Here is a 13,407-nt window from a genome sequence, read left to right on the forward strand (position 1 = left end):
CTGCTCGACGACGAGCAGGGGGCCGTTTTCTTTACAGCGTCACCGATTGGCTGGCGTCGTTGGCGGTGATCGTCAGCGTCGCCACGCCCGGTCCGCAGCGCTGGTAGGCGCCGCTCGTCGGATCGAACGCCACGATGTCACCGTTGCGGCACTGGGCATCGCCGACGCGAACGCCCGGGCTGCCGGTCCAGACGACGCTCATCGGGTAGCGCAGCGGCAGGCCGCCGGTGCTGGCCGCGGTGATCTTGTCCGTGCCGACGGTGATCGAGATCCCGTCCACGACCGGCCGGAACTGGGCCTTGCCGGCGACGGTCGCCCACCCCGTCGGCGTTGTCGGCACGTGGATCCACGGCACGCCGTCGTCGCGCTCCACCCCGGTCGGCGTGCCGGCGTCGATCAGCCGCGCGTCGTGCGGCAACCATTCATCCAGCGTTCGCCGCTCGTTCGGATCGGTGATCCCGGCGGTGATCACCACCACCTTGCCGGTCAGTTCCCCTTGCAGCGACGCCAGTTGCGCGTAGTCGGACGTCCGCAGCGCACCGGTGGCGGAGTTCAGCAGCACATAGCGGACGCCGTCACACACGAACGTCTGGTGATCCGGTCCGAACACGCTCGTCCAGTCGGGGCCGTTGTCCAGCTTGCCGGGGGAGTAGTAGACCGGGAACCGCCCGCCGACCGCGGCGTCGATCTTCGCCTTGGCCTGCTGGAGATCCGCCTTCGACGACGTCGTGGCCGCGTTCCCGTCGACCACCAGGAACTTGGGGTGCGAGGCGACCGCCTCGGCCAGCGCCTTGTCGGTCACGCCGGACAGAACCGCGACGCCACCGTCCGAAGTGGACTGCTCGCGGATGAGCGGATCATAGACAGGTGGGTCGGGCGGCACGGCCACCGGCGGGGAAACGCCGGCGGTCATGTCGTCGAAGTCCAGCTGACCGCTGTACTTCGTGCGGGTCGCCTCGATCGCGGTCACGCCGAGCACCGCGATCGGGTACTTCACCGTCGCCGGCACGGGGAAACTTGTTCGCTGCCAACCGTTCCACGTCACGTGATCGCCGAAGACGGTGGTGGGCGTGCCGGTGCTGTCGACGACCAGCGCCGCCAGCCACTCGCCCTTGCCGTCGCCGTTCACGGACGCGTCGAGCTCACGGGCCGTGCCGGCGATCGGGATCGGCCTCGGCGCGAGCGCCGCGGCGGTCCGGATGTCGGTGGACTGCGTGAAGTCGAAGTTCAGCCGCAACGCGTTCGCGGTCTGGCCGGGCGCCGAGGAGATGGTCGCGGAACTGCGGGCGGTGTTGACCTTCCAGCCGGTCACGTCGTCGAAACCGGTCACCGGCTGGGACACCAGGCCGACCGCGACGCCGAACGCCGTGACGCGGCCGCCGACATGCACGGTGACGACGCCGGTGCCGGCAGCGGCCTTCGGCGTGATCTTCAGCGTGCCATCGGGATCGGGCGCGATGTCGAACAGCGAGTGGTCGTAGTCCAGCCGCGTGTCGACGGGATCGACGGACGCCGACTCGCCGATCGAGTCGTAGCCGGTCACCCGCACCAGGCCGGTCTGATCGGCCAGCAGCGACACCGTCTGCGGCGTGGCGGCGATCCGGCTCAGCGACGGCAGCACCTGGATCTTGCCGCGCGCCGACACGTCCTTCGACGCCACGCCGACATCCAGCGAGCCCGGCGCGCCGCCGGTGACCATGCCGGTCGCGTCGGCGCCGAACCAGTGCGGCGTGCCGAGGTCGGCCGGCCCGTACTCCTCGTCGAATCCGGTCGCCTTGAGCCGGCGGTGCAGGCCGGTGAACACCTTGTCGCCGGTCTCGAGGTCGATGCCGGTGAGGTGGCCGCTGCCTGGCGCGGCGAACAGCCCCAGGCCGTTGCCCACCTCGCGTTCCACACCGTCCGACGGCACATTGCGCTGCCACACGTCCGGCGTGCCGGCGTCCCGGCTGACCAGCGTGGACGAGCCGCCGCCGTCGATGACCACGGCGTTGTAGGCGCCGCGCTGCTGCATGAGCACGGCCAGTTGCTGCTCGGTCACGCCCCGGCTCGCGGTGGACCGCCCGTCGATGACGACGAGCTGCATGTGCTTGCCGTCCTGGGAGAAGCCGATCGCCGTGTCGGGATTGGGCGTCGGGTCGGTGAGGGTCTGCACCTGGCCGTCGCGCACCAGCACGTCCCGCACGCCCAGCAGCGCCTGGAAGGTGTCGACCGGGTCGGTCTTCGGCGCGTAGGTCACGGCGATCGGGTCGCCGATGTTCAGCGCCGCCAGCACGTCCGCGTCGGATCCGGTGCCGGCGAGCACGAATCCGTTGTCCGGGATCGGTCCCGAGCCGGAATTCGTCGCGTGCCCGGTGACGACGCCGTTCACCACCGTGACCTCGTGCACCTTGGTCACGTTGTAGAACGCGCGGGAGGCGGTGCCCCACGCGGGCGTGAACACCGCGAAACCGTTCGGCGGCGCCTGCTCCTGGTTCAGCCCGTCCAGCGGGAACTTGCCGTTCGGCAATGTCACCGTGCCGTCAAGATAGGCGTTGACGAGTCGACCGACCTTGTTCATGTCGACGCCGACGGATTGCCGCCACGGCGTCGGATCGGTCCACGGGCCCTTGAGCAGCTGCCCGTTCGTCACCTCGATGCCCCGAGGGGCGCCGGTGTTGTTGATGTCGAAGAAATCGCCGTTGACGCCGGCGAAGGCCTGCTGCCGGGTGGCCATCCGGGTCACGGTCTGGACCTCGCCGACGTGCGGCGGGGTCAGCAGGCCGACGGTCAGGCGCGGATCGCTCAGGTCCGCGGTGAGCACGTTGCCGCGCATCCAGCCGGTGGGATCGACGCGGGTGAAGCTGGATAAGCTGGTGCCGGGACCGACCGGCTTCGACGGGCCGTCGACCTGGACGGGGGCGTCGGGGGTTGGTGGGTCCGCTGTCGCGGAAACGGGAGTTGTCAGAGAGACGACGACGAGTAGCGCGGTGACCGCGGAGAGCGGGGTCAGCCTCATGAGGTCGATAATTTGCCTACAAGGTAGACTTCATGCAAGTTGTTTGCCGATTCCGGCTGGCGTGGCGTCACGCTCCGCGAACGGCGGCTAGAATCGCGGCAGGGCCGGGCGGCGCCATTTGTCCAGCCCGGACAGGTTTTCACGAGCGTTGTAAGGATGGCTGTCGTATGCCCCCGACTCCCGCCTCCGTTGTCGAGCAGTGGCACAACCTGCCGAGGACGGTGTTGCAGGACAAGGTCCGCCAGGTGGTCAAGCGCCGGGACGCCGATGCCAAGCAGATCTGGGCGCACGTGCGGGCCAACTCGGTGCTCGCGGCCCAGGTCCGGGGGGCGTTGTCCGCGCTGCGCGCCGAGGTCAAGGGCACCCGCGACGAGGTCATGTGGACGATGTGGATCGACCAGGCCCGGGCCATCCTGGACGCCTCGCCGGACAAGGCGGCGGAGAAGCCCGCCGTGGAGGCGAAGCTCGTCGAGAAGGTGGCCGCGGAGCCGACGGTCGAGAAGTCCGCGGAAAAGGTGGCGGCTGAAAAGCCGGTGGAGCAGGTGGCGGCCGAGGCGAAGCCTGTGCAGAAGCCGGCCGCCGAGGTGAAGCCGGCCGCTGTCGCCAAGCCCGCTTCCTCGCCCTTCGCGGACGCCGAGCCGCAGCCCGAGCCTCAGGTGGCGTACGCACCGACGGCCGACAAGCCCCGCACCGCCCCCGTCCCGCCGGTCCTCTTCCAGGCCCCCGGCACCTGACCCCGTGGTGCGGGGAAGGGGGCTTTCCCCGCGTTGAATGCGGGGAAAGCCAGCTTCCCTGCAAAAGGGGGCGATTACTCGGGGGCGGGTCGCTAGTCGGCCGGGTGGCCGACTAGCCTCCTCCGAATGGCTCATCGGTGGCAGCTGGGGCTGGTGGCGCTGGTCCAGGTTCTGGTGCTGGCGCTGTGGTTCTCGGCGTCCGCGGTGGCGCCCGCGCTCCGTGCCGACTTCGCGCTCACCGGCACGCAGGCGGTGTGGCTCACCGCCACCGTGCAGGTCGGCTTCGCCGTCGGGGCGGTCGTCTCGGCCCTGGCCAACCTCGCCGACCGCATCCCGCCGAACGTCCTGATCACGCTCAGCGCCCTGCTCGGCGCGGCCGCGACGGCGACGCTGGCGCTGGCCCACGCCGCCTCGGCGGTGCTGGCGCTGCGGCTGCTCACCGGCATCAGCCTGGCCGGCGTCTACCCGCCCGGCATGAAGATCGTCGTGTCCTGGTTCCCGAACGCCCGTGGCGTCGCGCTGGGCCTGCTGGTCGGCGCGCTCTCCGTCGGCTCGGCCGCGCCGCAGCTGATCAACGGCCTGACCACGCTGCCGTGGCGCGGCGTGCTGCTGGCCGCCGCCCTGCTCGCGGTGGTCGGCGCGGCGATCTCCCTGCTGCTGGTCCGATCGGGCCCCGCGATGAAACCCGCCAGGGTGCCCGATCCCCGTTACGTGGTGCGGATGTTCCACGACCGCCGGCAGCGCCTGGTCAATCTCGGCTACTTCGGCCACATGTGGGAGCTGTACGCCCTCTGGTCGTGGCTGCCGACCTACCTCGTGGCGAGCCACGCCGTGCAGGGCCGGCTCGGGGTCGGCGTCGCCGCGTTCCTCGTCGCTGGAGTGTGCGGGCTCGTCGGCTGCCTCGCCGGCGGCTACTGGGCGGACCGCCACGGCCGCGCGTACGTGGCGATGCTCGCCATGCTGCTCAGCGCCGCCAGCGGCCTGCTGTCCACGCTGGTCTTCGACGTGCCGGTGCTGTTCCTGATCGTGCTCGCGGTCTGGGGCGCGACGGTCATCGCCGACTCCGCGCAGTTCTCCGCCGCGCTGACCGAGGTCGCCGATCAGGAGTACGTCGGCACCGCGCTGACCGCCCAGACCGCCATCGGCTTCCTGGTCAGCGTGCTGACGATCCAGGCGCTGCCGGTGCTCGCCGACCAGGTCGGCTGGCGGCTGGCCGTGCCGCTGCTGGCCATCGGCCCGCTGTTCGGGGCGGCCGCGATGGCGCGCCTGCGTTCGCTCGTCAGGGCGTAGCGGCCGCCGGCAGCTGCACCGGGTCGCCGACCGGCCAGTCGTCCGGGTGTTCGCCCAGCTCACGCAGCTGTTCCAGCTGAAGCCGGCACCACGTGGACAGCCGCGGGTCGTCGATCATGCCGAGCAGCTCCGACCAGTCCACCCAGCGGGCCGCCTCGACCTCGCTCGGGTCGGCCGCGACCTCGCCGTACGCGCGCGCCCGGAACACCGGGCACAGCTCGTTCTCGACGATGCCGTCCTGCTCGGCGACGTACCGGAATCTCGGCAGGATCAGCTCCACCTGGCCCACGTCCAGGCCCAGCTCGTCCTTGACGCGCCGGCGCACCGCGTCGGCCATGGACTCGCCGTCGGCCGGATGGCCGCAGCAGCTGTTGGTCCAGACGCCGGGGAAGGTCTTCTTGCCCAGCGCCCGCTGGGTGAGCAGGACCTGGCCCGCGTCGTTGACCAGATACGAGGAGAACGCCAGGTGCAGCGGCGTCTCGCCGTGGTGGACCGTCGCCTTCGGCGTGGTGCCGATGTTGTTGCCGTCCTCGTCCAGGAGGACCACATGCTCCTGTGCCACATGCCGAGCCTAGTCCCGGACGCGGGTGCGCGATCATGTCGGAATGCCCACGTCACCCATCCGGACCGTCGAGATCACCGACCAGACCATTCGGCTCGGCCAGTTCCTCAAACTCGCCGATCTCGCCGAGGACGGCACGCACGCGCGGGAGCTGCTCGAGGACGGGGCGGTGACGGTGAACGGCCGCGCCGAGTCCCGGCGCGGCCGTCAATTGGTCGACGGCGACGTGGTCGCCGTGGACGGGCAGCGAGCCAGGCTCGCCGCCCACGGTTGACCGGTCCAGGCCGCTGAGCAGCGGGTTCGCCCCGCCGTCGCCGTGCTGGCCGGTCGCCTGCCGTCCAGGCGGTGGGCGGCGGGTCTTGCCGCCGCCACCCTCCTGACCGGCCTCGGTCGGCCTAGTCGTCCTCCTCGCCCGGGCGGGCGTGGTCGGCCTTGCCGGGCGTGGGGTCCCGGTCCATGTCGATCAGCGGATGCCGCTCGGCCCCCTCGGCCGCGGCATGCCGCCCACTCTGCTGACCCTGCTGCGGGTCCTCCCCAATCGATGTCACCCGGACAGCCTACAAATAGTCCGTTCGGCTGTGTCAGGAACCCGTCAAAGCCCTGGTCGAAGGTGTATCGACCGCGTCAAGGGCGGGGTCGTCGCGGGGCTTGCGGGGCTGCACTGGAGCCATGTCGGACAAGCACCTGCTGGCCGGCGGGTTCGGCTTCCCGCTCGGCATCGTCGCCGCGACCGTGGTCGTGCTGGCCTGCGCCGCGGCCGCCAACCCCCTGGTGGCGCTGGTCGCCCTGGCCTGCGTCACCGCCGCCGTCGCGGCCATCACCACGCTGCCCGCCGCACTCGGCACGGCAATGGTCAGCTGGGGCCTGTACGCCGGCTTCGTGACCGGCCACCTCGGCCAGCTCCAGCTCACCGGCCGCACCGCGCTGGCCGCCGGAGTGCTGCTGCTGGCCGCGCTGGCCGCCTTCGGCGCGGTGGCGGCGCGGCACCACTTCGACCCGCCGCGGACGGCGCCACCGGTTCGGAGGTAACCCGGGTCACTCTGTTAGTTGTAGCATCGCCGGCATGGTGTGGGTGCTCGGCGGCTACCAGACGGACTTCGCCCGCAACTGGCCACGGGCCGGGTTGGAGGTCTCCGACCTGGTCGGCGAGGTGGTGCGGGAGACCCTCGACGACGCCCGGGTGGACGCCGCCGACGTCGGCGTGATCCACGTCGGCAACGCGTTCGGGCAGCTGTTCACCGGGCAGGGCCAGCTCGGCGGCATGCCGGCGACCGTCGACGACCGGCTGTGGGGCGTGCCCGCCACCCGACACGAGGCCGCCTGCGCGTCCGGCGGCGTGGCCATCCTGTCCGCCATGGCCGACCTCGAGGCCGGTCGCTACGACTGCGCGCTCGTGCTGGGCGTGGAGTTGGAGAAGACCGTTCCCGGCGATCAGAGCGCCCAGTACCTCGGCGCCGCGGCGTGGGTGGGGCACGAGGGGCAGCAGGCCAAGTTCATGTGGCCGCACATGTTCTCCCTGCTCACCGACGAGTACGACCGCCGCTACGGCATCGACGACCAGCATCTGAACGCCATCGCCGAGCTCAATTTCCGCAACGCCCGGTCCAATCCCCGCGCCCAGACCCGCGCGTGGGAGTTCGAGCCGGCCAGCTTCACCTCCGACGACGCCGCCAATCCGTGCGTCGAAGGCCGCGTTCGCCGCCAGCAATGCAGCCAGGTCACCGATGGTGGCGCCGGCGTAGTGCTGGTCTCCGACCGGCACGCCCGGGCCGGCTCGGCCGGCGCCGCGCGGATCGACGGCTGGGGCCACCGCACCGTCGGCCTCGCCCTGCAACCCAAGTTCGATCGCAGCCGGGACTCGCGGTACGTGCTGCCCCACGTGCGGCAGGCCGTTCTCGACGCATTCGGGCGGGCCGGCGTCGAATCCGTCGACGGAATCGAGACGCACGATTGCTTCGCGGTGTCCGAGTACATGGCCATCGACCATTTCGGCATCACCGAGCCGGGGGAGAGCTGGAAGGCGATCGAGAACGGCGAGCTGGAGCGCGGCGGCCGGATCCCGGTCAACGCGAGCGGCGGCCTGATCGGCGGCGGGCACCCGGTCGGCGCGACCGGCGTGCGCATGCTGCTGGACGCCAGCCGGCAGGTGACCGGGCGGGCCGGCGAGTGCCAGATCGAGGGCGCGCGGCGGATCGGAACCCTGAACATCGGCGGCAGCACGACGACAACCGTGACTTTTGTGGTGGCCCAAATGGGGGTTGATACCGATGGACGTTGAGATCGTCGGCCGGATGCTGTCGACGCTGCCCGCGGACGACGACCACCCGTACCGGACGGGGCCGTGGCGGCCGCAGCACACCGAGTGGCGGGCCGACGACCTGGAGGTGATCGGCGAGCTGCCGGCCGACCTCGACGGCGTGTACCTGCGCAACACCGAGAACCCGGTGCACCCGGCGATCGAGCGGTACCACCCGTTCGACGGCGACGCCATGATCCACATGGTCGGCTTCCGGGACGGGAAGGCCTTCTACCGCAACCGGTTCGTGCGCACCGACGGGTTGCTGGCCGAGAACGAGGCCGGCGGCCCGCTGTGGGCCGGCATCGCCGAGCGCGCCGGTCAGTCCACACGGGACGGCTGGGGCGCGCGGGGCCGGATGAAGGACTCGTCCAGCACGGACATCGTCGTGCACAACGGCATCGCGCTGAGCAGCTTCTACCAATGTGGAGATCTGTACCGGCTCGACCCGTTGACGCTGGAGACCCTGGGCAAGTCGCCGTGGACCCCCAGTTGTGGCGTCTCCGCGCACACCAAGGTCGACGAGCACACCGGCGAGCTGCTGTTCTTCAACTACTCCACCGAGGCCCCGTATCTGCACTACGGCGTCGTGGACGCCGCCGACTCGCTGGTGCACTACGTCGACGTGCCGCTGCCCGGGCCGCGCCTGCCGCACGACATGGCATACACCGAGAACTACGCGATCCTCAACGACTGCCCCATGTTCTGGGACGCCGACCTGATGGCCAAGGGCGTGCACGTGCCGCGGTTCCACCGGGACCTGCCGCTGCGGCTCGGCGTCATTCCGCGCCGCGGCGGCTCCGACGATGTGCTGTGGTTCGAGGCCGAGCCGACGTACGTGCTGCACTGGGTCAACGCGTACGAGGAGGGCGACGAGATCGTGCTGGACGGCTTCTTCCAGCACGACCCCATGCCCGCCGACAACGGGCAGCCCGGCTCCGTGCTGGATCAACGCTCGACCCTGCAAGCAGGTCTTCGGGGAATCTTCCGCTTCCTCGCCCTGGACCGGCTCCAGACGCGGCTGCACCGCTGGCGGCTCAACCTCGCCACCGGGCAGTGCAAGGAGGAGCAGCTCACCGAGTCCATCACCGAGTTCGGCATGATCAACCCCGGCGCCGGCGGGCGGCCGTACCGCTACACCTACGCCGCCACCGGCAAACCCGGCTGGTTCCTGTTCGACGGCCTCGTCAAGCACGATCTGGTTTCCGGCACCGAGGAACGGATCTCCTTCGGAGAAGGCGTCTACGGCAGCGAGACCGCCGTCGCGCCCCGCGTCGGCTCCACGTCCGAGGACGACGGCTACCTGGTCACCCTGACCACCGACATGGTCAACGACCGCTCCGAGTGCCTCGTGTTCGCCGCCCAGCGCCTTTCCGACGGTCCCATCGCTCGAATCCGGCTGCCCGAACGTGTTTCCAGCGGCACCCACTCCACGTGGGCGCCCGGATCCTCGCTGCCGGGTTGGCGTGCTTGAGGTGACGGAGCTGCCCGCCGGGCAGCGCAACGCCATCGGGGTGACCCTGGGTCTGCTCGGCGACGAGTGGGCCCTGCTCATCCTGCGCGAGGCGCTGCTCGGCGCCAGCCGCTTCGTCGACTGGCGGTCCCGGCTGCCCATCTCCAACGCCGTCCTCACGGCCCGGCTGGCACGCCTCACCGAGTCCGGTCTCTTCGTGCGGGGCAACGGATATCGGCTCACCGAGCGCGGCGCCGACGTGTGGTCCATCCTGCTGAGCATCTGGGCCTGGGAGGACCGCTGGGTCGCCGCCCACGTCGAGCGCCTGCCCGTCCGCGTGCATCGCCTGTGCGGCAAGCCCTTCGACCCCGTGCTGGTGTGTTCCGCCTGCGACGGAACGGTTCTCGCCATCGACCACACGTTGGCCGGTGGCTTCGGTCCCAGCGGCTCGTGGGAACGGTCGGTCCCCGCCGCGACCACCCGCCGCCGGTCCGGCGACTCGGCCGATGCCGGCTTCTTCCCCGAAACCGCCGCCCTCATCGGCAACCGCTGGTCGGCCGCCCTCGTCGGCGCCGCCTTCCAGGGCGTGCACCGCTTCTCCGACTTCCAGCGCTGCCTCAACGCCCCGCCCACCATGGTCGCCGACCGTATCCGCACCCTGTGTTCCCTCGGGGTGCTCGGCGACGATTACCGCCTCACCGCCAAGGGACTCGCGTTCTTCCCGGTCGTCATGTGCCTCGTCGGCTGGGCCCAGCGCTGGTTCCGCGCCGCCGAAGGGCCGGCGTTGGTGCACCGCCACCTCCCGTGCGACTCCGCCTTCGTCGCCGCGCTGGACTGCTCCTCGTGCGGGGATCGCCTCGCCCGCAAGGACGTCGTCCCTACCAGCTGACCGGGCCGTCCTCGAAGAAGCCGCCGCTCGGGCCGTCCGCCGCCAACACCGCCAGCTCGATCGCGATCTTCGCGGCGGTGTCGTCGTCCGGATCGGTCGCGCAGGCGTTGACCTTGATCGGCGTGTCCGCCAGCTCCCGGGCGTAGGCGCCGGTGATCGCGCTCAGCGCCGGCTCGGCGCTGCCGTAAGCCATGCACGTCCCCAGCCGGCTCGACACGTTCACGATCCGAGCCGCCCCCGCCCGGTGCAGCAGCGGCAGCATCGCATTGGTCGTCGCCACCACGCCGAACACGGTCGTCTCGAACACCCGCCGCATGTCGTCGACCGACGTCATGCTCGGCGCCACCGCCGGCTCGTTGGCGACGCGGGCGTTGTTCACCAACACGTCCAGCCGCCCGAACTCCTCCTCGATCCGGTCCACCGCCGCGTAGATCGATGGTTCGTCGGTCACGTCCAACCGCTGGAACCGCACGTCCAGCCCATCGTCGGCCAACTCCGCCACCATCCCGTGCTGCCGGGCCCGCGCCGACACCAACACCGTGAACCCCAGCTGCGCCAGCCCTCGTGCGATCTTCTCGTCGGCGTCGGTCACCAACGCCACCCGTAGCTTTGCCGTCATGGCCCTCGATCCCACCACCTGGAGTGCGCTCCAGCGCAAGTGCGCGCCACGCCTGGCGCCACCGATCGAGCGCGTGCCTGAGAAATCACTGCAATGTGCACAAAGCCACTGCCGTACGACCGGTCCCCGACAACCCGTCGTCCACTGTGAACATTGGTAGCCTCCGTCGGCACGACGCCACCGGGCGTCGGCGGAACGGATTCCGGGGGTTCCATGCGTGCGTCCCGATTGACCTTGCTGTTCTCCGCGACCGCACTCGCCGCAGGCGCGGTCGGCGCGGCGCCGGGGAACACCGCCTCGCCGTCACCTGATCTGGTGAAGGTGCATCCGACCGCGCACCACATCGGCACGGCCACGGTGACGCCGCCGACCACGGACCAGTGCCAGGCCAAGTACCAGCTCTCCTGCTACGGTCCGGCGCAGTTCCAGCAGGCGTACGACCTGGCCCCGCTGTTCGCGCGCGGCAACGACGGCCGGGGGCAGACGATCGCCATCGTCGACTCGTTCGGTTCCCCGACGATCCAGCACGACCTGGACGTGTTCGACCAGACCTACGGCCTGCCGGCCACGACTGTGGACATCATCCGGCCGGCCGGCCCGATCCCGCCGTACGACCCGAACTCGGACATGGCCGGCTGGGCCGGCGAGACCACTTTGGACGTCGAGTGGGCGCACGCGATGGCCCCCGGCGCGAGGCTGCTGCTGGTCGAGACGCCGACCTCGGAGACCGAGGGCACCGCCGGCTTCCCGGAGATCCAGACCGCCGAGAAGTACGTGCTCGACCACCACCTGGCCACGGTGATCAGCCAGAGCTTCGCCGCCACCGAGCAGACCTTCCCCAGCCGAGAGTCGATGCTGGCGCTGCGCGGCGCGTACGAGGAGGCAGCCCGCACCGGCGTGACCGTGCTGACCGCGACCGGCGACGCGGGGGCCACGGACGCGACCGACAAGCCCGGTGAGCTCTACCCGATGCCGGTCACGTCCTGGCCGGCCAGCGACCCGCTGATCACCGGGGTCGGCGGCACCAAGCTGAGCCTGGACGCCAACGGCAGGCGGCTCGCGCCGGACGTCGTGTGGAACGACACCTACGACGTGCCGACCAACAAGGCGTTCGCTGGCAACGCCGGGCCGAATGCGCTCGGCACCGGCAGCGGCAAGTCGACCTTCTTCCAGCGGCCGTCCTACCAGGGCCTGGTCGCCGGGGTCGTCGGCAGCCAGCGCGGCGTGCCGGACATCTCGATGAGCGGCGCGTGCAGCGGGGCGGTCAACGTCTACCAGAGCTTCCCCGGCCAGGCCGCCGGCTGGAGCCTGTCGTGCGGCACCAGCGAGGCGACGCCGCTGTTCGCCGGCATCGTGGCGCTGGCCGCGCAGCAGGCCGGCCACCCGCTCGGCCTGATCAACCGGGCGCTGTACCAGATGTCCGTGGCGCACGCGCCCGGCCTGGTTGACGTCACCTCGGGCGACAACACCGTGACGTTCACCCAGGACGGCAAGCAGGTCACCGTGCCCGGCTTCAAGGCCGGCCGCGGCTACGACCTGGCCTCGGGCGTCGGCACCATCGACGCGGCCCGGTTCGTGCCGGAACTGGCGGCGCTGGCCGGCCACGGCTACTGACGGGTTTCCGTGTGGCGCCGGTGTTCGGCGCCACACGGGAAAGCCGTTGGCGGATCGCGGCGGGCTCTGTTAGCTTTCCGGCGGCCGTGCGAGAGACCGAGGAGGTGGTACCCGTGAACACTGCGACATGGGTGCTCCCCTCTGGGGTCACGGTCGGGCGATAGGTCGTCCGGGAGCGCCGTTTCACGAGCACTCCCGAAAGGCACGACCATGGACTTCACCTCTGAGCGGCGCCTCGACGACGGCGTCCGCGAACGCGAATTCACCCTCGGGGAGATCCCCGGCATCCTGTGGACGTCGGAAGCGGCGTCCGAGCCCGTCCCGCTGATCCTGCTCGGCCACCCCGGCGGAGTGGGCAGGATGTATCCCCGACTGGTGGCCCGGGCTCAGCGCTGTGTGGCGCTGGGGTACGCCGCGGCCACCATCGAGCTCCCGGGCAGCGGTGACCGGCCGCGTCTCGCCGATGTCGATCAGGCCCGTGCCGACCTGCGGCGGGCGGTGCAGGCCGGCGAGCCGGTCGGCGACGACATCGTCGAACGGCTCATCCTCCCGCTGGTCGACCAGGGGGTCCCGGAATGGCGGGCCACCCTGGACGCCCTGCTGGCGCTGCCCGAGATCGACGGCCCGGTCGGGTTCGCCGGCGGCGTGATCGCCATCGCCGTGCGGCTGGCGGTGGTCGAGCCGCGTATCGCGGCCGCCACGCTGTTCGCGGGGAGCTATGTGCCCCGCAGCATGTTCGACGATGCCCGGCAGGTCACCATTCCGCTGCTGGTCCTGTTGCAGTGGGACGACGAGGGGAACGACCGGCAGTTGGCCCTGGACCTGTTCGACGCCTTCGGCTCCAAGGAGAAGACGTTGCACGCCAACATGGGCGGGCACACCGGCGTCCCACAGTTCGAGGGCGACGACGGGGACCGGTTCTTCGGCCGGCACCTGAAGTGAGCCACGCGCGGCC

Annotated in this window: 13 protein-coding genes; 9 read left to right on the forward strand and 4 right to left on the reverse strand. The window is 70.9% G+C overall.

Annotation, left to right across the window (positions count from 1 at the left end):
• Positions 1-31: 31 nt before the first annotated feature.
• Positions 32-2,995, reverse strand: coding sequence for a phosphodiester glycosidase family protein (locus tag BCF44_RS37210; RefSeq protein ID WP_116179184.1), 2,964 nt, complete (start codon positions 2,993-2,995; stop codon positions 32-34).
• 167 nt (positions 2,996-3,162) lie between these two features.
• On the opposite strand from BCF44_RS37210, the gene BCF44_RS37215 reads away from it, so the two are divergent.
• Both BCF44_RS37215 and BCF44_RS37220 read left to right on the forward strand, forming a co-directional pair.
• Positions 3,163-3,729, forward strand: coding sequence for a hypothetical protein (locus BCF44_RS37215; protein ID WP_116179185.1), 567 nt, complete (start codon positions 3,163-3,165; stop codon positions 3,727-3,729).
• A 126-nt stretch (positions 3,730-3,855) separates the two neighbouring features.
• Positions 3,856-5,019: an MFS transporter gene (locus tag BCF44_RS37220; protein WP_116179186.1), complete on the forward strand. Its 1,164-nt coding sequence runs from the start codon at positions 3,856-3,858 to the stop codon at positions 5,017-5,019.
• On the opposite strand, the gene idi is transcribed toward BCF44_RS37220, so the two are convergent.
• Positions 5,009-5,581, reverse strand: coding sequence for an isopentenyl-diphosphate Delta-isomerase (idi, locus tag BCF44_RS37225; protein WP_116179187.1), 573 nt, complete (start codon positions 5,579-5,581; stop codon positions 5,009-5,011). The two genes, BCF44_RS37220 and idi, sit on opposite strands and share 11 nt — an antisense overlap.
• Before the next feature lie 43 nt (positions 5,582-5,624).
• Here idi and BCF44_RS37230 point away from each other — a divergent pair, with 43 nt between their 5' ends.
• Positions 5,625-5,855, forward strand: a complete 231-nt coding sequence (locus BCF44_RS37230) for an RNA-binding S4 domain-containing protein (protein WP_116179188.1) — start codon at positions 5,625-5,627, stop codon at positions 5,853-5,855.
• Between the two features lie 121 nt (positions 5,856-5,976).
• Here the strand turns inward: BCF44_RS37230 and BCF44_RS55950 are convergent, their stop codons facing one another.
• A complete protein-coding gene (locus BCF44_RS55950) occupies positions 5,977-6,129 on the reverse strand; it encodes a hypothetical protein (protein ID WP_170217952.1) in 153 nt (50 codons plus the stop codon).
• A gap of 121 nt (positions 6,130-6,250) precedes the next feature.
• Here BCF44_RS55950 and BCF44_RS37235 point away from each other — a divergent pair, with 121 nt between their 5' ends.
• From BCF44_RS37235 to BCF44_RS37250, 4 genes are read left to right on the forward strand one after another with little or no spacing between them, the layout of a single operon-like run.
• Positions 6,251-6,610, forward strand: coding sequence for a hypothetical protein (locus BCF44_RS37235; RefSeq protein ID WP_116179189.1), 360 nt, complete (start codon positions 6,251-6,253; stop codon positions 6,608-6,610).
• A 34-nt stretch (positions 6,611-6,644) separates the two neighbouring features.
• Positions 6,645-7,859, forward strand: a complete 1,215-nt coding sequence (locus tag BCF44_RS37240) for an acetyl-CoA acetyltransferase (protein WP_116179190.1) — start codon at positions 6,645-6,647, stop codon at positions 7,857-7,859.
• A complete protein-coding gene (locus BCF44_RS37245) occupies positions 7,849-9,351 on the forward strand; it encodes a carotenoid oxygenase family protein (RefSeq protein WP_116179191.1) in 1,503 nt (500 codons plus the stop codon). Before BCF44_RS37240 ends, BCF44_RS37245 begins: the two co-directional genes overlap by 11 nt.
• Position 9,352: 1 nt before the next feature.
• Entirely contained in the window at positions 9,353-10,219 is an 867-nt protein-coding gene (locus BCF44_RS37250) for a winged helix-turn-helix transcriptional regulator (protein WP_246016026.1), read from the forward strand.
• Here the strand turns inward: BCF44_RS37250 and BCF44_RS37255 are convergent.
• On the reverse strand, positions 10,209-10,838 hold the full coding sequence (locus BCF44_RS37255; RefSeq protein WP_116179192.1) for an SDR family NAD(P)-dependent oxidoreductase: 630 nt from the start codon (positions 10,836-10,838) through the stop codon (positions 10,209-10,211). The two genes, BCF44_RS37250 and BCF44_RS37255, sit on opposite strands and share 11 nt — an antisense overlap.
• A 213-nt stretch (positions 10,839-11,051) precedes the next feature.
• On the opposite strand from BCF44_RS37255, the gene BCF44_RS37260 reads away from it, so the two are divergent.
• Complete coding sequence (locus BCF44_RS37260; RefSeq protein WP_116179193.1) at positions 11,052-12,452, forward strand: S53 family peptidase; 1,401 nt, start codon at positions 11,052-11,054, stop codon at positions 12,450-12,452.
• A 210-nt stretch (positions 12,453-12,662) separates the two neighbouring features.
• Positions 12,663-13,394 (forward strand): dienelactone hydrolase family protein, encoded by a 732-nt coding sequence (locus BCF44_RS37265; RefSeq protein WP_116179194.1) that lies wholly within the window; start codon positions 12,663-12,665, stop codon positions 13,392-13,394.
• The last annotated feature ends 13 nt before the right edge of the window (positions 13,395-13,407 follow it).

It is taken from the genome of Kutzneria buriramensis, assembly GCF_003387475.1.
GTDB lineage: Bacteria > Actinomycetota > Actinomycetes > Mycobacteriales > Pseudonocardiaceae > Kutzneria > Kutzneria buriramensis.